Here is a 20,208-nt window from a genome sequence, read left to right as displayed (position 1 = left end):
ACCATTTTCTGCGCGATCCCCGAAGACGCTGACCGGGACGCGATCGCGGCCAGTATTTTCGCGATGGAGAAATCGATCCAGGAGTACGTGCCCGGTTACCGGCTGCTCAACGATCCGCAGTTCGATGATCCGTCGGTGGTTTCGGGTGGGATGGCGAAGGTGTCGATCTTCGTCGAGGTCGAAGGCGCCGGCGATTTCCTGCCGCCCTATGCGGGCAATCTCGACATCATGACCGCCGCCGCCACCCGTGTGGGTGATGTGCTGGCCGACCAGATCATCTCGGCTCGGGTGTAAAGGAGCGCACACCATGGTCTATTCCGCAGAACTCGACATCCGGGTCACCGACACCTCCTTGCGCGACGGTTCCCATCACAAGCGCCACCAGTTCACCGCTACCGAGGTGCGTGACATCGTCACCGCCCTCGACGGAGCAGGCGTTCCGGTCATCGAGGTGACCCACGGCGACGGGCTCGGTGGTTCCTCGTTCAACTACGGGTTCTCCAAAACCCCTGAGCAGGAACTGATCAGCATCGCCGCGCAGACAGCGCGCCATGCCAAGATCGCCTTCCTGATGCTGCCCGGTGTGGGTGTGAAGGAAGACATCAAGATCTCGCAGGACAACGGCGCCTCGATCTGCCGCATCGCCACCCACTGCACCGAGGCCGACGTCTCCATCCAGCACTTCGGCTATGCGCGCGACCTCGGCCTGGAAACCGTGGGCTTCCTGATGATGTCGCACACCCAGCCGCCCGAGGCGCTGGCGAAGCAGGCCCGCATCATGGCCGACGCAGGCTGCCAGTGCGTCTACATCGTCGACTCGGCCGGAGCCCTTGTCCTGGAACAGGTTTCCGATCGCGTCGCCGCTGTCGTCGCCGAGCTCGGTGACGACGCCCAGGTCGGCTTCCACGGCCACGAGAACCTCGGCCTCGCCGTAGCGAATTCGGTCTACGCCGTGCGCGCGGGCGCGACCCAGATCGACGGCTCGGCCCGCCGCTTCGGCGCCGGCGCGGGCAACACCCCCGTCGAGGCGTTCATCGGTGTCGCCGACAAGCTCGGCATCAAGACCGGCGTCGATTTCTTCGCCATCGCCGACGCCGCCGAAGACGTCGTGCGCCCCGTCATGCCCACCGAATGCCTCCTCGACCGCCAATCCCTCATGATGGGCTACGCGGGCGTCTACTCCAGCTTCCTCAAGCACGCCGAACGCCAAGCGGAACGCTACAACGTCTCCGCCGCCGAAATGCTCGTCCGCGCGGGCCGACGCAAACTCGTCGGCGGCCAGGAAGACCAGCTCATCGACATCGCCCTCGAACTCCAACGCGAAGCGAAGGCTTCAGCCTGACCCACCAACGGCGTGACCCCACACCGGGTCACGCCGTTGCCGTTTCCAGGCCCCTACCTCGTCGCTGCCTGCACCAGGTAGTCGTCCCCACCGACGAAGTACGTGTGGCCGTCGGCGACCTGGTCGGTTCCGGCCCGCACGATCACCCGCGCGAAATCCTCGACCGTGGGCAACGGCCCTGCGGCACGCCGTGATTCGACACTGGCCGGATCACGGCGTTCCAGCAGCCGGACGATGATCGTCCCGTCGATCATGTCCCCGGACACCACCGTGAATCCCACGCCACGATCCCGGAATTCGGGAATCATCGCGCGCAGCGCGTCCTCCCCCGCCCGCTTGCTCAGCGCGATCGGAACATAGCCGGGCGGCACGTCGTCCTGCTCATGAATGAAGTGCGCCTGATGGCTGGTGACGAACACGATCCGGCCTCCCTCGGAAATGAGCGGCAGCACCGCAGCCGCGAGGCGCACCTGCGCATCCCGGTTGATCCGCATCGCGTACCCGGCATCGGCGTCCCGCTCCAACCCGCCGGAGGCGTTGAGCACCAGCACATCCAGTCGGCCGAAGGTCTCGGCGATCTCGTCCACCATCGCCCGCACCGCCGCCGCGTCGGACACGTCCGCGCCGAGCGTCGAGGCGCTACCGCCCGCCGCGACGATCGCGTCGACGACTGCTTGCGCCCGCTTGCGCTTCTCTCGGTAGTTCACGACGACGTGCGCTCCGTCTGCCGCGAATCGCGCCGCCGTCTCCGCGCCGATTCCGCGAGACGCACCGGTCACCAGCACGATTCGCCGTTCCCGCTCCCCTGCCGGATTCACCGTCGACCTCCCGATCATCGCCCAGCGCAACAGGCGACGGCCAACCGCCCGCCAAGATCCTCGACGCGATCGAACTGCTCGGTCAGCGGTGGATGCTGCGCGTGATCTGGGAGCTCGAACCGGGCGCCCTCGGGTTCCTCGACCTGCGCCGCCGGATGGGCAACTGCTCGTCGAGCATGCTCTCCGACCGGCTTCAGCAACTCCAGTCCGCCGGTCTGACCCGTAAGAACGGCCCCCGTGGCGCCTACGAACTCACCACAGAGGGCGCGCTGCTCGCCGAAGCGCTCCAGCCGCTGTGGGATTGGTCCGAACAGTGGACCCCCACCGGCGACGGCAACGGCCGAATCCCGTGGCGGCCCGCCCGCTGACCACGGCGCCCGCAAGTCGGCGCGTTCCGGCGAGCGAATGTCCAGGAGCGGTCGGTTCCGGTGGGTCGAGCCTGCACCCTCGCTTAGGATCGCGCGATGGAGTTCCGTCAGGTGGAGCATTTTCTGGCGGTGGCGCGGGCGGGGAGTTTCACGGGTGCGGCTCGTGAGGTGCACATCGTGCAGTCGGCGTTGAGTGCGTCGGTGCGGCGGCTCGAGGACGAGTTGGGGGCGCCGCTGTTCGAGCGGACGACGCGGCGGCTGCGGCTCACCGAGGCCGGGCGGACGTTCCTGCCGCGCGCGCAGCGGCTGGTGGCCGATGCGGGGCTCGCGCGCGACGAGGTCGCCGCGCTGGCCGAACTCACGCGGGGGCGGGTCGCGATCGGCACCATTCAGACGTTGACCATGATCGACCTGCCCGGGCTGCTCGGCCGATTCCGGGTGCGCTATCCGGGCATCCACCTCTATGTGCGGGACGGGACCGTGCCCGCGCTGGCCGCCGCGGTGCGCGACGGCGAACTGGATCTGTCGTTCCTGGCGGGTGACGAGCCGCTCGCCGACGGGCTCGTCGGGTTCGCCGAGTGGACCCAGCATCTGGTGTTGCTCTGCCCGCCCGGGCACCGGCTCGGCGACGGGCGGGCGATCCCCCTCACCGAACTCGACGGCGAGCCGTTCCTGGTGTTCAGCCGCAGCGGCATCCAGGCCATGGTCGACCGGCACGCGGCCGCGGCCGGAGTTCGCCTGCATCGGGTCTGCGAAGCCACCCATGTCCCCCTGTTGGTCGAGCTCGTCGCCGCCGGACTCGGGGTGACGGTCCTGCCCCGTGATGTCGCCGAGCACTCGGGCCTGCCCTTCGCCGAGTTCGCGCACCCCGGCTTCCGCCGCCGGGTCCACCTCGCGGGCCGCGAACGCGTTCCCGCCAACCCCGCGGCCCTGGCCCTGCTCACCCACCTGCTCCCCTGACGGCGCGCTCACGCCACCCGGAACCGGGCGGCCAGCAAGCCGAGTCCCACCAGCACCAAGCACCCCGCCGCCGCGGCGTTGCCGCCGAGCCACAGCGCGGCGGCGAGGACCATCGCGTACGTCCCGAAACGCCCGAGCAGCCGGGCGACGGCGTCGTCCTCGCGAGGGTCGGGCCGGGAAGGCTCCACCGGCCGCTCACCCAACCCAGGCGATGGGCGCTCACTCGGATACCAGGGCACACCCCCATGCTCGACCCCACATCTCCCCCCGTCCAACGCCGATAATCGCTGCCATTCAGCTGTCACCGCGATGAATCGCCGGCCCCGTTCTCAGGGAAGGCCCCGGCCCCGATTCAGGGCTGACGCCGGATGTGCCACCTCCCGCCCCGCCCTACATTCAGGGAATTCCAACGAAACAGGGGCCTCCCATGCGGAAACTCACCACCTCACTGACCGCCTCGACCGTGTACGCGGTCCTCGCGACCTTCGTGTTCTGCACCATGGTCGCGGAGACGATCTTCCTGTACCCCAACTACTTCCACGACATCCCGCACTCGCTCGTCGTAGGCGAGGAATTCACCGTGGCCGTCTCGGTCGGCGAGGTGATGCGCCCGCTCGGCATGGCCCTCACCCTGAGCGCGGTCGTGGCGACCGCGGCGAGCCTGTGGTCGCGCACCGCCCGTGGCTGGATCGTGGCCTCGCTGGCGGCGTTCGTGCCGGGGATGTTCCTGCTCTCACCGCTGTACCTGTGGGAACGCTGGACGATCCTGTTCGACGACCGCGACCGCCACACCCTCGAAGAACTCGAACGCACCGTCCGCGAGATCGAGATCGCGCACTCGGTCCGCATCCTGACGGGCGCGCTGACCGCCGTGTTCGCGGTGATCGCGGCCCTGCGCACGTACCGCCGCCGCATCCTCCTCGACGCCGAGCTCACGACCCGGGCGGCCGCCGCCGGGGAGAAGACCGCCGTCTGACTCACCGGTGGTGCACGGACTCCTCCGAGTCGTAGCCGAGGGTCACGTCGTGGGTGATCTCGCCGCGGGTCACCGAGACCTGGCTCGACACCGGCGGATAGCCGCGCGCGACCACCGTGTACTCCCCTTCGGGCAGGTCGGGCACCAGGTAGTGGCCCTTCTCGTCGGTGCGGGTGGTGGCCGCCGGGTCGCCGCCCGCGTCCAGCACGGTGATCTGGACGTCGGCGACGGGCCGGTCGCCGTCGACCCAGGCGGACCCGACCAGGATGGCCATCGGCTCGAGGTCGATGTCGTGGTGCAGCGACCCGGTCTCCGGGATGGTGAGCGCGAACGCCGCGGGCCGCATGTGATCGGCGACCGCGACCAGCGTGTAGGTGCCGCTCACCACGTCGCGGCACACGTAGGCGCCGTCCTCGCCGGTGATCGCCGCACCGACCACGTCGCCGCCGGGATCGGTGAGGGTCACCGTCGCGCCGAGCAGCGGTTCGCCGCGCCGGGCCGAGCGCACGATGCCGGTGAGCTCGCCCGCGCCGGCGAGCATCAGGTCCACGTGCAGGGCCCGCTCCCCCATCGACACGCTCACCGCCTCCGGCTGATGACCGGCCGCGGCGGCGATGAGGACGTAATTGCCCGGCTCCGGCGCCTCGATGACGTAGGCGCCGGAGGCGTCGCCGTTGCCGCGCGCCACCTGGTGGCCGTGCTGGTCGATCAGGGTGAGCGTGGCGGCGGGGACCGGGCGGTCGTCGTCGCGGCGCAGCAGGCCCGCGATCACCCGGCCGGTGGCCACGGGGTGCAGCCGGTCGGCCATCTCGTGCGCGTCGTGCAGGCTCACGTCCCGCAGCAGCGTGCCGTCGGCGGCCTCCTCCGGCGCCGGATCGTCGCGCAGCGGAATCTCTTTCATGAAGACCAGCACCAGGCAGGCGACGATCGCGAGGTCGGCGGCGAGCAGGAACACGCCCTGCATGGCATCGGTGAAGCCCGCCAGGATCGGGATCCGCAGCTCGTCGGCCAGCGTCGCGATGCCGGAGGTGTTCTGTTGCAGCGCGGCCAGTCCCGCCTCGTCGAGCCCCGGCGGCAACGTGCCGCCGAACGCGGCCAGGATCGAGCCGGGCAACCGGTCGAACAGGACCGTGAGGAAGACCGCGACCCCCAGGGTGCCGCCGAGTTGCCGGAAGAAGGTGGCCGACGCGGTCGACACGCCCATCTCCGAGTTCGGCACCGCGTTCTGCGCGGCGATCACCAGCGTCTGCATGCAGCCGCCGAGACCGAAACCCATGACCGCGCTGTAGGCCAGCGGCTGCCACAGCGGCCCGTCGTAGCTCACGTGCGCGAACAGGCCACAGCCGATCGCCAGGATGAGCGCGCCGAGGACGGGCAGCACCTTGTAGCGCCCGGTGGCCTTGGTGATCAGGCCCGACAGCTGCGCGCCGACCATGATCCCGAGGACCAGCGGCAACATCAGCAGTCCCGCCTCGGTCGGCGAGAAACCGCGCACGACCTGCAGGTACTGCGGAACCATGGTGATCGCGCCGAACATCGCGACACCGACGAGGAAGCCGCCGAGGATCGCGATGCTGAAGGTCGGGCTGCGGAACAGGCGCAGCGGGATCAGCGCGGCGTCCTTCATCACGAACTCGACCACGAGGAACAGCAGCAACCCGCCCGCGCAGATTCCGTAGCACAGCAACGCCTTCGGCGAGGTCCAGCCCCACATCCGGCCCTGCTCGGCCACCAGGAGCAGCGGCACCACCCCGACGACGAGGGTGAGCGCGCCGAACCAGTCGATCCGGCTCGGTCGCCGCACGTGCGCCACGTTGAGCACCTTGGCGACGACGAGGAACGCCAGTACCCCGACCGGTACGTTCACCAGGAACACCCAGCGCCAGCCCTCGATGCCGCCGAGGCTCTCGTACTCGGACAGGAACCCGCCGACCACCGGACCCAGCACCGTCGCGATGCCGAACACCATCAGGAAATAGCCCTGGTAACGGACCCGTTCGCGGGCGGGCACGATGTCGCCGACGATGGTGAACGCCAACGACATCAGGCCGCCGGCGCCCAGGCCCTGGAAGGCGCGGAAGGCCGCCAGTTCGTACATGGTGGTCGCGAAGCAGCAGGCGGCCGATCCGAGCACGAACAGGGCGATCGCCAGCAGATAGAACGGTTTACGCCCGTAGATGTCGGCGAGCTTGCCGTAGAGCGGCGTGGTGACGGTCGCGGTGATCAGGTACGCCGTTGTCGCCCATGCCTGTTCGTCGAACCCGTCGAGACTGTTCGCGATCCGGACGATCGCGACACTGACGATGTTCTGGTCGAGCGCGGCGAGGAACACCCCGAGTAACAGGCCGGACAGGATCGTGAGCGTCTGGCGATGCGTGAGGCGTGGTTCGGCGACAACGGTATCGGTCATGGAAAAGCCCTGGTTCTGATCGGCTGGCAAGTGGGGGTCGATCACGCGGCCCACACGAGGGCCGACAACCCCGCTGCGAGGAAAACTTTGCGCCGCGGGTGGAACTCTTCATGCACTGGTGCGCCGAGCTTACCCACGTCGAATCCGGCGCCGTCACCGAGGGATCAAGTGACCGATCATTTCGCACCGAAACGATAGGCGGCGGCGATCAGCACTGCCAGTTCCGGATCGCGCGCTTCGGCCAGGGAATGCACCACGACCAGGTGATTCCATCGCGATCGGCCCACCTGGGTCACCCGATACACCGGGGCACGCACCATTTCCTCGTCGAGGGCGAGCATGATTTGCACGGTGCCTTCCGGATTGCGTCCGGTGACGTTGTAGAGCGATACCCACGCGAACTTCCTGGCGTTACCGAAGCTGATCTGCGAGGCCACCGCGACGCGCGCCGGTCCGCACGCGTCGATCAATTCCCGGAGCACGGTGAAGATCTCGCGGGAATGCGGTTTGCCCGCGAACCAGGCATCGATCGCCGCGTCGGCGGAATCGGTCATCGCGCCGGCACCGCGCCCGGTGTGGTGAGCCGATCGGCCAAGGCGCACAGGATGTCCGAGCAGCCCGCGTCGATCCGGAGTTCGGCCACGTCGTCGCCGCGGGTGCGGCCGCGGTTGACGATCACCACCGGCACACCGATCTTCGCCGCGCGTCGCACGAAACGCAGTCCGGACATGACCGTCAGCGAGGACCCGGCGACGAGCACCGCCTCGGCGTCCTCGACCAGCGCGAACGCGGCGGCGACCCGGTCGGCCGGGACGGTTTCGCCGAAGTACACGATGTCGGGTTTGAGCAGGCCGCCGCAGTGCGCGCAGTCGACCATCCGGAAGCTGCCGGTGTCGGCGACGACGGCGTCCGCGTCCGGCGCGACTTCGATGCCGGTGGCCGAAACCTGCTCGGCGAAACCGGGATTGGCGGCTTCGAGCCGTTCGGCCAGGGTCATCCGGGAGATCAGCGCGTGGCAGCGCAGGCAGCGGACCCTGGCGTAGGCGCCGTGCAGGTCGATCACCCGGCGCGCGCCCGCCTTGGTGTGCAGCAGGTCGACGTTCTGGGTGATCACGCCGGTGACGACGCCGCCGCGTTCCAGGCGAGCCACCGCCCGGTGACCGGCGTTGGGGCGGGCGGCGTCCATCCGCCGCCAGCCGACGTGATTGCGCGCCCAGTAGCGCTGCCGGAACGCGGCATCGCCGACGAACTGCTGATAGGTCATCGGGTTGCGCGGCGGTGAGCCGGGGCCGCGATAGTCGGGGATGCCGCTGTCGGTGCTCAGCCCGGCGCCGGAGATCACCACGACGCGGCGTCCGGCCAGCAGGTCGGCCGCGCGCGTGACCGCGGGGGCGGTGTCGTCCGTGGTGGTGTCCACCATGGATCCACTGTACGAGCGGCGGGCGGGCGCGGCGCCGCGGGGGCGAACACGCCGGGCGGAGTTGCGCGCCGTCGCGGTGCGGCGACATGATTGCTCATCCGTCCGGAGATCGACCGTCCAGAGGAAATCCTGTGTCCGACAACGACGAGTACGGCCGTACCGCGCTCAATGCCGCCGTCGACGGGACGATCGTCGCCGTCCGCCGGATGTTCTACGTCCTCGGTGACGATGTCGACCGTTCCGAGGGGCCGATCGAGTTCACCTTCCACGATGGGTCGACGCTGCTGCTCGACGCCGGAGTCGACGGCGCGGAGCTGCGGATCGGCGCGGCGCCGTGGCGTGACCCGTTCGAGCCCCTGGTCGATCCGGTGAACATCGAGTACGTCGCCACTTCGGGCAAATACACCGCGTTCGATGTCACCGACGAACCGACCTACGACGCACTCACCGGCCGCCGCGTGGACGCCGTCTCGGTGCTGCCGCTGCCCGACGGCAGGCCGCGGGCCGCGACGCTGTACCTGGGTGAGGGCATGGTGAAGGCGGAGTCGATCGCCGACGAACTGATCGTCACCCTGGTGTCGGCGTGATCCTGGTGCGCACCTGAATCGGAATACGCTCCGGCACATGTGATTTCAGCCATCGCACGCAGAGGCGGAGTTCACGGGCAGCGACTGTCAGGCAGGTCGGCCCGCCGCTGAACCGAGGACCCCGCCGACAGCGGTGAGAACCAGAGTGACCAGGCCGCAGAGGGCGAAGGCACCCGCCGCTCCGTGCGCGGCCGCGGTGACCCCGGATGCGGCGGCGCCGAGGCCGGCGCCGGCGTTGCACGCGACACCGGCCAGGATCGCACCGTGCGTGCGGTCGGCGCCGGCGACGAGCTGGTCGGCCAGGAGGTAGCCCGTCATCACCGCCGGGCCGAGCGCGAGGCCGATGCCGACGAGGATCACCACGGCGACGAGGGTGCCCGCGCCGAGGCCCGCTGCCGCAGTCGTCGTCCCGAGCACTGCCGCGACCGTCAGGAACCGGGTTCGTGGCGACCGCCGCCAGACGATCCGGCCGTAGAGCAGCGCCGAGCTCGCGCTGGCGAGTGCCATGAGCGCGAACAGCAGGCCCGCGGCCCCCGGGCGCCCGGCCTCGGTCGCGGCCGCCGGGATGCCCACTTCGAGTCCGCCGATGGCGTAGCCGACGCCGGCGAAGGTCACCAGCAGCCAGGCGAGCCGCCGCACGACCGAGCACAGCGACGAGGCTTCGGCGTGCCGGTCCGGGCGGGCGGATCCGGCCGCCCGTGCCATCACCAGGCCGCCCGCGAGACAGAGGATTCCGGTCAGGACGACCACCTCCACCGCGCCACTCGTCCACAGGGCGAGCGCGGCCAGTACCGGACCGAGGACGAAGGCCGATTCCTCGACGACGGCATCGAGTCCGAAGGCGCGGGGCACCCATTCCGGCGGAATCCGTCGCGCCCAGCCGACTCTCAGCAGCGCACCGAAGGGCGGCACGGCGAGCCCGGCGACCGCGGCGGGCACGATCGCCCACGCGGGGCCCGCCCGATCCGCCACCGCCGGCAGCAGCACCAGCGCCGTGCCGCTGACCACCGCGAAGGTGAGGACCGCGCGGCCGTGCCCGACCCGCACGGTCCACCAGGACCGAGCCGGCCCCGAGACCACCGAACCGAACGCGTAGGCCCCCATCGCCACCCCGGCCACCCCGAACGCCCCGTGCGTCACCCCCAGCAGCGTGACCACCCCGATCGGCCCCATCCCGAACGACACCCGGCCGAGCGCGGACCCGGCGAACAGCAGTCGCACACCGGAGGGAGCCAGGAGCGCGCGGTAACTCGGCGGGCTGGTCATCGCAGCAGTCAACCCGCAATCACACCGGTCGCGCCACGAGATTTCGCTCCGAAGCCCGCAGTTGCCCACCGCGTCCCGTCAGCGGTCGCCGGTGGTTCTCAGCGGCGAGTCGACGACCGGTGACGGTGGGTGTGTACCACATCCGGCGTGCTGACCAGCGAGGACGGTGAGGCGAGGTCGCTGGGCGGACCGCGCGGCGGTCGGGGTCTCTCGACTCGCGCCGCCTCGGGACACGGGCTCGTGGTTGGGTGGTCACGGGGCTTGCTCGAGGCAGCATGGGGCGGGGCTGAATCGGGTCGGGAAGGTGGGTGGCAGGTGGCGGCGGTGCCGGGGCAGGTCAGGTGGCGGGCTGGTTGGGGTGTGGCGGCGGGATTGTTCGTGGCGGTGTTCGTGTTGGTGCCCGCCACGTTCGCGGTGCAGAACGCGTGGGAGGTGCCGGTGCCGCGCACGATCTCGTTCGCGCGGATCGAACCGATCCCGAACTCGTACTGGCTCAGCTGGGCGCTCACGCTGGCCGCCTTGCTGACACCCACCCTGTTGCTCGCGGTTCTGCCCGCCGCCCGGCTGATGGCCCTCGGCTATCTGCTGACCACCACCGCGGCGGGCGCCCTCCTGTGCGCGACGACCGTCGGCCTGGCGTTCACCGGCCTCGATCCGGCCTGACGCCGGCGACGGGTACCGCTCCGCCCACAGTCCGGAGGCGTCGGCGCCCGTCCCCGCCCGGGATCGCGGAGACGAAACTCCGCCGGGACGACCTCAGCGCTCTCGATCCGCGGTGGCCGCGACGAACTCGTCGGTCTTGCGGTCGATGGCGGTGCCGCTGAGCTGGCGGTGTTCGTTGGCCAGCGCGGTGGTGGTGCAGATACCGAAGGCGCCCTCGGCGTCGTAGAGGACCGCGGCGCCCGCGGCGATTCCGTCGTCGCTGAGGTGCGACTCCGCCTCGAGGCCCATCTCGACCCCGATCGGCATGCGCGAGAACGTGATCGAGACATCGGTGTTGATGAACCCGATGCCCTCGGTGCCCCAGTTGGTGACCAGGCTGGTCTGTTCACCGGTCATGGCCGCGAAGCAGAACGGCGACGACGCCTCCCCGGCGACCACGGGGATGTTGCGCATCCACTTGCGCTTACGGGTGTCGTTCTGATGCTCGGTCATCCGCACCGACCAGCCCTGCGCGTGGCCGTCGCTGCCGAACAGGTGCAGCGCGTCCTCGACCGTGGCCAGCGCCTCCGGCGGCGGCAGCGGGCGCTCCCGGTCCGGCCGCCACACCTCACCCGGCGGCTGGGTGGAACGCTTCAGCAGCAGCGCGCTCCCCCGCGCGACCACCTCGGTCCCGGAGCGCAGCACGAGGGCGACCGCGCGGACCCGCTTGCCGTCGCGGGTCACCGAGCTCTCGGCGGTCAGCGGCACGGCGGGGACCGCGCGATGCAGATCGACGGTCAACCGCGAAGGCACGAACCCGTCGGTGCAGTAGTGCGCCTCCACCTCGCGGGCCATCAGCCCGCACACCGGCGGGCCGGACAGGGTGTTGGGCGCCCACAGGCTCAGCGCGAACTCGGTGGGCTGGAAGACCCCGTCCACCCGCGTGAAGTACGCCGGTTCGGTATTCATGACGACCCTTTCCTGCCCTGCCGCGCCGGGACGCGCGCCCGGCACCCTGAGATTAGAACGTGTTCTAGTTTCTCGGCAAGCTATTCCAGCTCGCCCTCGGTCTCCAGATAGACCTGGCGCAGCTTGTCCAGCGTGTCGGCCTCCGGATGTTCCCAGAGCTTGCGCTCGGCCGCCTCGAGCAGCCGTTCGGCGATGCCGTGCAGTGCCCACGGGTTGGACTGCTCCATGAACTTGCGGTTCACCTCGTCGAACACGTAGCTCTCGGAGAGCTTCTCGTACATCCAGTCGGCGACGACGTTCGTGGTCGCGTCGTAGCCGAACAGGTAGTCGACGGTGGCGGCCATCTCGAAGGCGCCCTTGTAGCCGTGGCGGCGCATCGCCTCGAGCCAGCGCGGATTCACCACGCGGGCACGGAAGACGCGGGCGGTCTCCTCCGAGAGCGAGCGGGTGCGCACGGCGTCGGGGCGGGTGGAGTCGCCGATGTAGGCCTCGGGGTTCTTGCCGGTGAGCGCGCGCACGGTGGCGACCATGCCGCCGTGGTACTGGAAGTAGTCGTCGGAGTCGGCGATGTCGTGCTCGCGGGTGTCGGTGTTCTTGGCGGCCACCGCGATCCGCCGGTACGCGGTGCGCATGTCGTCGGCGGCGGGGGCCCCGTCGAGATCACGACCGTAGGCGTAGCCACCCCAGGTGGTGTAGACCTGCGCCAGGTCGTCGTCGGTACGCCAGCTCTTGGAGTCGATGAGCTGCAGCAGGCCCGCGCCGTAGGTGCCCGGCTTGGAGCCGAAGATGCGGGTGGTCGCGCGGCGGGCGTCGCCGTGCGCGGCCAGATCCGACTGGCTGTGCGCGCGGACGTAATTCGACTCGGCGGGCTCGTCGAGGTCGGCGACGAGGCGAACCGCGTCGTCGAGCAGGGCGAGCACGTGCGGGAAGGCGTCGCGGAAGAACCCGGAGATGCGGACGGTGACGTCCACACGCGGCCTGCCGAGCTCGGCGAGGGAGACGACCTCGAGCGAGGTGACGCGGCGGCTGGCCTCGTCCCACACCGGCCGCACGCCCAGCAGCGCGAGCACTTCGGCGATGTCGTCGCCGGAGGTGCGCATGGCCGAGGTGCCCCACACCGACAGACCGACCGACTTCGGGTACTCGCCGTGGTCGGCCAGGTACCGCGCCAGCAGCGACTCGGCCATGGCCTGGCCGGTCTCCCAGGCCAGCCGCGACGGCACGGCCTTGGGATCGACGGAGTAGAAGTTGCGGCCGGTGGGCAGCACGTTGATCAGGCCGCGCAACGGGGAGCCGCTGGGACCGGCGGGGACGAACCCACCGTCGAGGGCGTGCAGGACGCGGGCGATCTCGACGCCGGTCTCACGCAGGCGGGGCACGACCTCGGTGGCGGCGAAACGCAGGATCGCGGCGACCTTCGCCAGACGCTCGGCGTCGGCGACCGGCACGTCCTCGGCACGGTGCCCGTCGAGGATCGCGGTCGCGAAATCGGCGACGAGACGCTCGACCACGTCGGCGGACCAGCCTTCGGCCTGCAGCGCCGCCAGCAGTTCGCGGGCGCGGGCCTCGACCACGTCGACCCGCTCGCGGGCCTCGTCGCCCGCCTCGCTCAGTCCCAGTGCTTCGCGCAGGCCGGGCACGTTCTGTTCGCCGCCCCAGAGCTGGCGGGCGCGCAGCATGGCCAGCACCAGGTCCAGTTCGGTCTCGCCCTCGGGGGCCTGGCCGAGGATGTGCAGGCCGTCGCGGATCTGCACGTCCTTGATCTCGCACAGCCAGCCGTCGACGTGCAGGAGCATGTCGTCGAAGACGTCCTCCTCCGGACGTTCGGCCAGGCCGAGATCGTGATCCATCTTGGCGGCCCGCATGAGCGTCCAGATCTGCTGACGGATGGCGGGCAGCTTGGCCGGGTCGAGCGCGGAGATGTTGGCGTGCTCGTCGAGCAACTGCTCGAGCCGGGAGATGTCGCCGTAGGTCTCGGCACGCGCCATCGGCGGGATCAGGTGGTCGACCAGGGTGGCGTGGGCGCGGCGCTTGGCCTGGGTACCCTCGCCCGGGTCGTTGACCAGGAACGGGTAGATCAGCGGCAGGTCGCCGAGGGCGGCGTCGGTGCCGCAGGAGGCGGACATGCCGAGGGTCTTGCCGGGCAGCCACTCCAGGTTGCCGTGTTTGCCGAGGTGCACCATCGCGTCGGCGCCGAACCCGTCGGGGGCCGACAGCCAGCGGTAGGCGGCCAGGTAGTGATGGCTGGGCGGCAGGTCGGGGTCGTGGTAGATGGCGACGGGGTTCTCGCCGAAGCCGCGGGGCGGCTGGACCATCAGCACGACATTGCCGAAACGCAGTGCGGCGATGACGATCTCGCCCTTGGGGTCCGCGGAGCGGTCGACGTAGAGCTCGCCGGGCGGCGGGCCCCACGCCTCGACGACGGCCTCGCGCAGATCCTCGGGCAGCGACTCGAACCAACGGGTGTAGGTGGCGGCGCCGATGCGGATCGGGTTGCCCTCGAGCTGTTCGGCGGTGAGCCAGTCGGGGTCCTGCCCGCCCGCGGCGATCAGCGCGTGGATGAGCGCGTCGCCGTCGCCTTCCTCGAGGCCGGGGATTTCGCCGGGAGCACCGAGATCGTAACCGGCGGTGCGCAGTTCGGTGAGCAGCCGGATCGCGCTCGCGGGGGTGTCGAGGCCGACCGCGTTGCCGATGCGGGCGTGCTTGGTGGGGTACGCGGAGAGCATGATCGCGATCCGCTTGTCGGCGGCGGGGATGTGGCGCAGCCGCGCGTGCCGCACCGCGATCCCGGCGACCCGGGCGGCGCGTTCGGGGTCGGGCACGTAGGTGGACAGGCCGTCGGCGTCGAACTCCTTGAACGAGAACGGCACCGTGATGATGCGCCCGTCGAACTCCGGCACCGCGACCTGGGTGGCGACATCGAGTGGCGAGAGGCCGTCGTCGTTGGCCTCCCACTGCGCGCGACCGCTGGTCAGGCACAGGCCCTGCAGGATCGGCACGTCCAGGGCGGCCAAGGCGGCCACGTCCCAGGCCTCGTCGTCGCCGCCTGCCGCGGCCGTGGCCGGCTTGCTGCCGCCCGCCGCGAGGACGGTCACGACGAGCGCGTCGGCCCGGCCGAGCAGGGCGAGCAGCTCGGGTTCGGCGGTGCGCAGCGAGGCGCAGTAGACCGGCAGCGCGCGGGCGCCCTTGGCCTCGATCGCGGTGCACAGCGCGTCGATGTAGCCGGTGTTGCCCGCGAGATGCTGCGCGCGGTAGTAGACCACGGCGACGGTCGGGGCATGCGGTTCGAGGATGCGCGCGGACCGCTCGAGCTCGCCCCAGGACGGCAGTTCGACCGGCGGGGCGAAGCCGTGTCCGGTGAGCAGGACCGTGTCGGAGAGGAAGTGGTGCAGCTCGCGCAGGTTGTCGGCGCCGCCCGCCGCGAGGTAGTTGTGCGCGTCGGCCGCCACACCCACCGGCACCGTGGAGCACTCCATGAGCTCGGCGTCGGGCGCGATCTCGCCGCCGAGGGCCACCATCGGCACCCCGCTGGCCCGCACCGCGTCCAGGCCCGCCTCCCAGGCGCGCTTGCCGCCGAGGATCCGCACGATCACCAGGTCGGCGCCGTCGAGCAGCTCCGGCAGATCATCGACCAGCAACCGGGCGGGATTGCCCCACCGGTAGTCGGCGCCGCTCGCGCGGGCGCTGAGCAGATCGGTGTCGGAGGTGGACAGCAGCAGGATCACAGGGTGTGGCCTTCCTCGGGTGACGCGCCCATCGGGGGGTGGTGGTGCTCGCCGGAGAGGGTCTGGCTGTTCACAGTGGCGCGACCGCACCGGATTTCCACCGGTTTCCTCGACGCCCGCCGAGCATCCCGATCGTACTGTCCGCCCGAGGCCCGCAACTTTCCAGCCCACATCCCTGTGACCGGGTGGCCGACCGGCCGGACCTTCGCCATGACCGAGCCGAACTGGTTCCCCGCGCGCGCGGGCACGATCTTCGAGCACCGGGCCAACCGAGACGACCTGGGCATGGCCAGGCTGCTCGGCTGGTTGCCGCGCTCAGTGGGTGGGGCGCCGGGTGGTGTCGTGCGCGGCGATCATGGCGGCGAGTTCGGTGACCGCTGTGCGGATCAGGGTGCCGTACTCGTCGTCGGGCAGGATCGACAGGCGGTCGCGGGCCGCGTCGAGATGACGGGTCGCGGCGGGGAACGCGCCGAGGCGGCGGAAGTTGTCGGCGAGATTGAGGTGCAGGGAGGGGTAGAAGCCCGCGACCTGAAGGCCCGCATTGTGATCGCGCAGGCGGGTGTCGGTGAGGGCGTCGGCCGCGTCGAGGGCGCGCACATCCCAGACGAGGGCTTCGGCGGGATCGTCGTAGGCGTCGGCCAGGTAGTGGGCGAGGGTGCAGCGGTGCAGGGGGTCGCCGGCGACGCCGATCTCGGACCACAGGGCGAGCAGTGCGGCACGGGCGGATTCGGGGTCGCCCGAACGGAATTCGGTCACGGCGTCGATGATGCGGGCCATGGTGGGATCGGTGGGCGAGGTGGTCATGGGGTTCCTTTCGCGGTGGCGGTGGTGTGGTTCGCGTCGGCCGGGCGATGTGCGAGGGCCGACCTCGGGACGGGTCGGCCGATACAGCCCCAAGGCCGGTCCACGGTGTGCGGCTGCGCGCGGCGGCGTCGCCGGGCGAGCCCGCGTGACACACGCCCGGTCGGGGTGTCTGCAGTGGCGCCCGTGGAATGGCCCGAGCAGCGACCGGCGGCGGGTCCGAGCGGCCGCCGCCTGGTCGCCGGTCAGTCCACGCTCGACGGGGCCGATTCCGCGCGGCGCGGCATGACGAGGGTGAGCAGGGTGCCGTCGTCGGCGGCGCGGAGGAGGGCCGGTCGGTCGGCGGCGCTCAGGTCGAGGAGGAGGTCGGGCCCGAACGAACACGCGACGGCGGGATAGAGCGTCGTCACGGCGAAGTGGATCGTGAGGGCGGCGCCGGTGGCCGTCGCGGGCAACCGCCAGGTCTCGGAGCCGAACGTCGCTCGCACCGCGCCCGTCGGCTCGACGTGCAGGGTGATCGTGGGCGCGGCGGAGCGCTCGAGGACGTCCAGCAGCACCGCGCGGGGCACCACGACGCGGGTGGTGACCGCGGGCAGGCGGGCCAGCATCGCCCGGTAGTCGGGGAACGGCTCGGTCGAGCGGCGGCACTCGCGCGAGGACGATCCCGCAGGGTGCGGGCCGGGAACACCGGACGTCGCTGCGTCCTCGAGCTGCCCACTCGGATCGCGCCGCGTGGCGTCCGGCAGACCGGCCACCGCGTTCAGCCCCCTGCGATCACCCGACAACACGTCGGCACGTCGCTCTTCCGGATCGCGCGAGGCGTCGTCGAGACGGTCGGAGCCTCGGCCCGCACCAGTACGCGGCGCACCGGATCCGCCCGACGAGCCCCGGATCCCGCCGCCACGCAACGCACGTGATCCCGCCGACGAGCCGCGGTCGACAGCCCGATCGAGTTCGGCGCCAACGGTTTCCGCGGCGGCGCACGCGAGGTGAGTGGGTGTCGGCCGGAGGGCGATGGTGTGTTCGCGGCGGAGCCAGGACGTGATGTCGCGGAGGTCGTCCGCGTCGATGGTCGCGGTCCAGGGGGCGGTGGACGGGCGCGCGGGGCGCAGGGTGCGGGTGGCGAGGCGGTAGCGGTCGGTGGCGGTGAGGATCAGGTCGGTCGCGGTCGATTCGAGGTGAATGCTGTTGAGCACCGGCAGGTTCGGGTCCGCGACGGTAGCGGTCGCGATCTGGTCGATGGCCGCCGCGAGGTGCGGGCCGCGCACCCACACGACGTCCTCGCCGCGCCACTGGTCCGAGGACGCGGACATTCCGGGATCGTGCTCGCGGCCTGGAGATTCCGCACGCGAGACACCGGCGGCGTCGACTCCGCGAGCCACGAAAGGCGCGCGCACCACACGATCGAAATCCTTCGCCGACGCCCGATCGGTCGACGGCTTCGCATGATCCTCGGCGCCGGGCTCGACGCCCGAGGGGTCGGCCTGCAGGCTCTCCCAGCTGGGCGGTGTCGAGCGGCGCGGCGCGTCGGCCTGAAATGTGGTGTCGCGCGTCAGTGCCTGGAAGGCTGCCCGGGCCGCGGTCGCGGCGGCGCGGACCGCGTCCAGGTGGCGGTCCAGGTCGGCCAGGTGAGCGTCGACCAAGGCCAGGGCGCGGGCAGGATCGGGCTCGGCGAGAACGGCCGCCACGGTGGGCAACGGCATGTCGACCGCGCGCAGATGCCGGATCAACCGCGCGGTGGCGGCCTGCTCGGGCGCGTAGTAGCGGTAGCCGGTGCTCTCGTCGACGAGGGCGGGGACCAGCACGCCCGCGTCGGCGTAGAAGCGCAGCGCGCTGGCGCTCAACCCGCAGGAACGGGCGAACGCGCCGATGGTGAGGAGGTCGGATTCGGACACCGGCTCATCCTCGGGGTTCCAGCGACTCGAAGGTCAAGTCAGTCGCGCACGGTGCCCGCCGCGACCATCTCGGGCGAGCCGGTGCCCAGGTTGCGGTACACGTTGGCCACTACCATCTGGCCGAGCGCGTTGTTGCCGACGCCGCCGATCACCGCGCCGATCCCGGCGGGGATCAGGGTGCCGAACAGCAGCAGCGTCCGTTTGACCAGGTAGTTGACGATGAACCGCTTGGCCGGGGAGTCGGGCATGCTCGCCAGGCCGGGAATGTGGTCGGTCACCACGCCCAGCCACTGGCCGGTCTTGTGGCCCGCGGTCTCGTCGAGCAGCTTGGTGCCCGCCTCACCGAGGACCACCTTCGACACCAGCTGCGCGCGGCGCGGATCGTCGTCGTCCAGGTCGTAGGCGGCCGCCGCGCCGACCGACAGCACCGACGACGCCTCGAGGAACACCACGGTGTCCACGCCGGTCGCGGCCAGGCCGAGCAGGGTGCCGACGCCGGGGACCGCGGCGGTGAGCCCGACCAGCACGCCGCTGGAGGTGACGACGACCAGGTACTGCCTGGACAGGCGCCGCAGCGTCTCCACGGGCGCGTCGTCGGGATGCCTGCGCCCGAGCCAGTCCACGTACCTGCCGACCACGCCGGTCTGCGCGAGCGCGACCTTGTCGAGCGCGGGAACGACACGCTTGTCCACGAATTGACGCAGCATTGCGGCGACCTCTCCTGTCGTCGAGCGGGCAGGGCGAAATGCACCGCCCAGCCTAGGTGACGCGCGCGGGCACCGCCGCCGACGCGTCGTGCGGCGGGTCGTAGGCTGGGCGGATCATGTCCAGGAGTGCTCCCGATTCGTGCCCCGGTGTCCTGCGCCTGCACCAGGCGGCGGACGGCCCGCTGGCCCGGATCCGCGTGCCAGGCGGGCGGCTGGAACCCACTCAGGTCCAGGCGCTGGCCGAGGCGGCGCGCGAGCTGGGCAACGGCGATCTCGAACTCACCTCGCGCGGCAACATCCAGCTGCGGCAGGTCGGCGACGCCGCGGCCCTGGCCGCGCGGCTGGACGCGGCGGGCCTGCTGCCCAGCCCGACCCACGAGCGGGTCCGCAACATCGTCGCCTCGCCGCTGTCCGGGCGGATCGGCGGCTGGGCCGAGGTGCACGACCTGGCGGCCGGACTCGACGCCGGGCTGCGCGCGGATCCGCGCCTGGCCGAACTGCCGGGACGGGTGCTGTTCACCCTCGACGACGGGCGCGGCGACGTCAGCACACTGCGCGGGGACATCGGGATCCACGCCGTGGCCGCCGACGAGTTCGCAGTGCTGCTGACCGGCGCCGACACCGGGCTCCGGGTCTCCGCGAGCGAGGCCGTCGAAGTGATGCTCGACGCGGCCCGCGGCTTCCTCGACCTGCGCGGCGCCGGCGCGGACGGGCAGTGGCGCCTGCACGAGATCCCCGGCGGCGTCGAGCGGGTCACCGAGATCCTGGACCGCTCCCCCGTCGCCGCGCCACTGGAACTCGGTGCGACACACGACATCCCGATCGGCTGGCTCGATCAGGACAACGGCTTGGTGAGCCTCGGCGCAGGCGTGCCGCTCGGCATCTTGCCCGCGCGGACCGCCGAATTCCTCGCCGCCGTCGACCGTCCCGTCTTCCTCACGCCGTGGCGCAGCCTGGTGCTCGCCGACCTCGACGAGGGCCCCGCCGAGACCGTCGTGCGGGTGCTGGCGCCGATGGGCCTGATCTTCGACGCCACCTCACCGTGGCTGCGGGTCAGCGCTTGCGCGGGCAGGCCGGGATGCGCCAAGTCGCTGACCGATGTGCGCGCCGATCTGGCCGCCGCCGTCGCCACCGACCGGGTGCTGCCGGGCGACCAGCGGGCGGGCGAGGTGGTGGTCCCGGCCGAGGAGGTGGCCGTCGCGGGCCGCCAGCACTGGTCCGGCTGCGAACGCCGCTGCGGGCGCCCGACCGCGCCGGTCACCGACGTCGTCGCCACCCCGGACGGCTACCGCGTGACCCCGCCCGCGCCGTAGCGTTCGCCT

18 protein-coding genes and 1 pseudogene are annotated in these 20,208 nt (G+C 71.2%); 8 read left to right on the top strand and 11 right to left on the bottom strand.

The window, feature by feature from the left end; translation table 11 throughout:
• Both DFR69_RS31500 and dmpG read left to right on the top strand, forming a co-directional pair.
• Positions 1-294, top strand: a pseudogene (locus DFR69_RS31500) (acetaldehyde dehydrogenase (acetylating)); the annotation flags it as partial.
• A 13-nt stretch (positions 295-307) separates the two neighbouring features.
• Positions 308-1,342: a 4-hydroxy-2-oxovalerate aldolase gene (gene dmpG, locus DFR69_RS31495; protein WP_110041317.1), complete on the top strand. Its 1,035-nt coding sequence runs from the start codon at positions 308-310 to the stop codon at positions 1,340-1,342.
• A 53-nt stretch (positions 1,343-1,395) separates the two neighbouring features.
• Here dmpG and DFR69_RS31490 read toward each other — a convergent pair whose 3' ends face one another.
• Entirely contained in the window at positions 1,396-2,178 is a 783-nt protein-coding gene (locus DFR69_RS31490; protein ID WP_110041337.1) for an SDR family oxidoreductase, read from the bottom strand.
• Here DFR69_RS31490 and DFR69_RS31485 point away from each other — a divergent pair.
• Both DFR69_RS31485 and DFR69_RS31480 read left to right on the top strand, forming a co-directional pair.
• Positions 2,148-2,528: a winged helix-turn-helix transcriptional regulator gene (locus tag DFR69_RS31485; protein ID WP_373867031.1), complete on the top strand. Its 381-nt coding sequence runs from the start codon at positions 2,148-2,150 to the stop codon at positions 2,526-2,528. The genes DFR69_RS31490 and DFR69_RS31485 overlap by 31 nt on opposite strands.
• Before the next feature lie 96 nt (positions 2,529-2,624).
• Complete coding sequence (locus tag DFR69_RS31480) at positions 2,625-3,488, top strand: LysR family transcriptional regulator (protein ID WP_110041315.1); 864 nt, start codon at positions 2,625-2,627, stop codon at positions 3,486-3,488.
• Between the two features lie 8 nt (positions 3,489-3,496).
• Here the strand turns inward: DFR69_RS31480 and DFR69_RS31475 are convergent, their stop codons facing one another.
• Positions 3,497-3,676: a hypothetical protein gene (locus tag DFR69_RS31475; RefSeq protein WP_110041314.1), complete on the bottom strand. Its 180-nt coding sequence runs from the start codon at positions 3,674-3,676 to the stop codon at positions 3,497-3,499.
• A gap of 239 nt (positions 3,677-3,915) precedes the next feature.
• Between DFR69_RS31475 and DFR69_RS31470 the strand changes: the two genes are divergently transcribed.
• A complete protein-coding gene (locus tag DFR69_RS31470) occupies positions 3,916-4,464 on the top strand; it encodes a hypothetical protein (protein WP_110041313.1) in 549 nt (182 codons plus the stop codon).
• 1 nt (position 4,465) lies between these two features.
• On the opposite strand, the gene DFR69_RS31465 is transcribed toward DFR69_RS31470, so the two are convergent.
• From DFR69_RS31465 to DFR69_RS31455, 3 genes are all read right to left on the bottom strand, one after another.
• Positions 4,466-6,874, bottom strand: coding sequence for an MFS transporter (locus tag DFR69_RS31465; protein WP_110041312.1), 2,409 nt, complete (start codon positions 6,872-6,874; stop codon positions 4,466-4,468).
• A gap of 176 nt (positions 6,875-7,050) precedes the next feature.
• Positions 7,051-7,428, bottom strand: a complete 378-nt coding sequence (locus tag DFR69_RS31460; RefSeq protein WP_110041311.1) for a DUF5655 domain-containing protein — start codon at positions 7,426-7,428, stop codon at positions 7,051-7,053.
• Positions 7,425-8,294 carry an NAD-dependent protein deacetylase gene (locus tag DFR69_RS31455; RefSeq protein WP_110041310.1) on the bottom strand — a complete coding sequence of 290 codons (870 nt, stop codon included), beginning with the start codon at positions 8,292-8,294 and terminating at the stop codon, positions 7,425-7,427. Before DFR69_RS31455 ends, DFR69_RS31460 begins: the two co-directional genes overlap by 4 nt.
• Before the next feature lie 131 nt (positions 8,295-8,425).
• On the opposite strand from DFR69_RS31455, the gene DFR69_RS31450 reads away from it, so the two are divergent.
• The gene (locus DFR69_RS31450) at positions 8,426-8,881 is read left to right on the top strand and encodes a hypothetical protein (RefSeq protein ID WP_110041309.1); all 456 of its coding nucleotides are present in this window, start codon (positions 8,426-8,428) and stop codon (positions 8,879-8,881) included.
• 87 nt (positions 8,882-8,968) lie between these two features.
• On the opposite strand, the gene DFR69_RS31445 is transcribed toward DFR69_RS31450, so the two are convergent.
• Positions 8,969-10,147 (bottom strand): MFS transporter, encoded by a 1,179-nt coding sequence (locus DFR69_RS31445; protein WP_110041308.1) that lies wholly within the window; start codon positions 10,145-10,147, stop codon positions 8,969-8,971.
• Positions 10,148-10,462: 315 nt separating this feature from the next.
• On the opposite strand from DFR69_RS31445, the gene DFR69_RS31440 reads away from it, so the two are divergent.
• Positions 10,463-10,810: a hypothetical protein gene (locus DFR69_RS31440; protein WP_110041307.1), complete on the top strand. Its 348-nt coding sequence runs from the start codon at positions 10,463-10,465 to the stop codon at positions 10,808-10,810.
• Between the two features lie 93 nt (positions 10,811-10,903).
• Here the strand turns inward: DFR69_RS31440 and DFR69_RS31435 are convergent, their stop codons facing one another.
• The 5 genes from DFR69_RS31435 to DFR69_RS31410 form a co-directional block, all read right to left on the bottom strand.
• Positions 10,904-11,758: an acyl-CoA thioesterase domain-containing protein gene (locus tag DFR69_RS31435; protein ID WP_167456477.1), complete on the bottom strand. Its 855-nt coding sequence runs from the start codon at positions 11,756-11,758 to the stop codon at positions 10,904-10,906.
• Positions 11,759-11,838: 80 nt separating this feature from the next.
• Positions 11,839-15,483: a cobaltochelatase subunit CobN gene (gene cobN, locus DFR69_RS31430; protein WP_110041306.1), complete on the bottom strand. Its 3,645-nt coding sequence runs from the start codon at positions 15,481-15,483 to the stop codon at positions 11,839-11,841.
• Positions 15,484-15,798: 315 nt separating this feature from the next.
• Positions 15,799-16,287, bottom strand: a complete 489-nt coding sequence (locus DFR69_RS31425; protein ID WP_110041305.1) for a hypothetical protein — start codon at positions 16,285-16,287, stop codon at positions 15,799-15,801.
• 242 nt (positions 16,288-16,529) lie between these two features.
• Positions 16,530-18,179: a DNA polymerase III subunit beta family protein gene (locus DFR69_RS34705; RefSeq protein ID WP_167456476.1), complete on the bottom strand. Its 1,650-nt coding sequence runs from the start codon at positions 18,177-18,179 to the stop codon at positions 16,530-16,532.
• Positions 18,180-18,217: 38 nt separating this feature from the next.
• Positions 18,218-18,886, bottom strand: coding sequence for a hypothetical protein (locus DFR69_RS31410; RefSeq protein WP_110041304.1), 669 nt, complete (start codon positions 18,884-18,886; stop codon positions 18,218-18,220).
• Positions 18,887-19,002: 116 nt separating this feature from the next.
• Between DFR69_RS31410 and cobG the strand changes: the two genes are divergently transcribed.
• The gene (gene cobG / locus DFR69_RS31405; RefSeq protein WP_110041303.1) at positions 19,003-20,199 is read left to right on the top strand and encodes a precorrin-3B synthase; all 1,197 of its coding nucleotides are present in this window, start codon (positions 19,003-19,005) and stop codon (positions 20,197-20,199) included.
• Positions 20,200-20,208: the final 9 nt, after the last annotated feature.

It is taken from the genome of Nocardia neocaledoniensis (assembly GCF_003182135.1).
In the GTDB taxonomy this organism is placed as follows: domain Bacteria; phylum Actinomycetota; class Actinomycetes; order Mycobacteriales; family Mycobacteriaceae; genus Nocardia; species Nocardia neocaledoniensis.
This window is presented reverse-complemented; position numbering and strand designations above follow the sequence as displayed.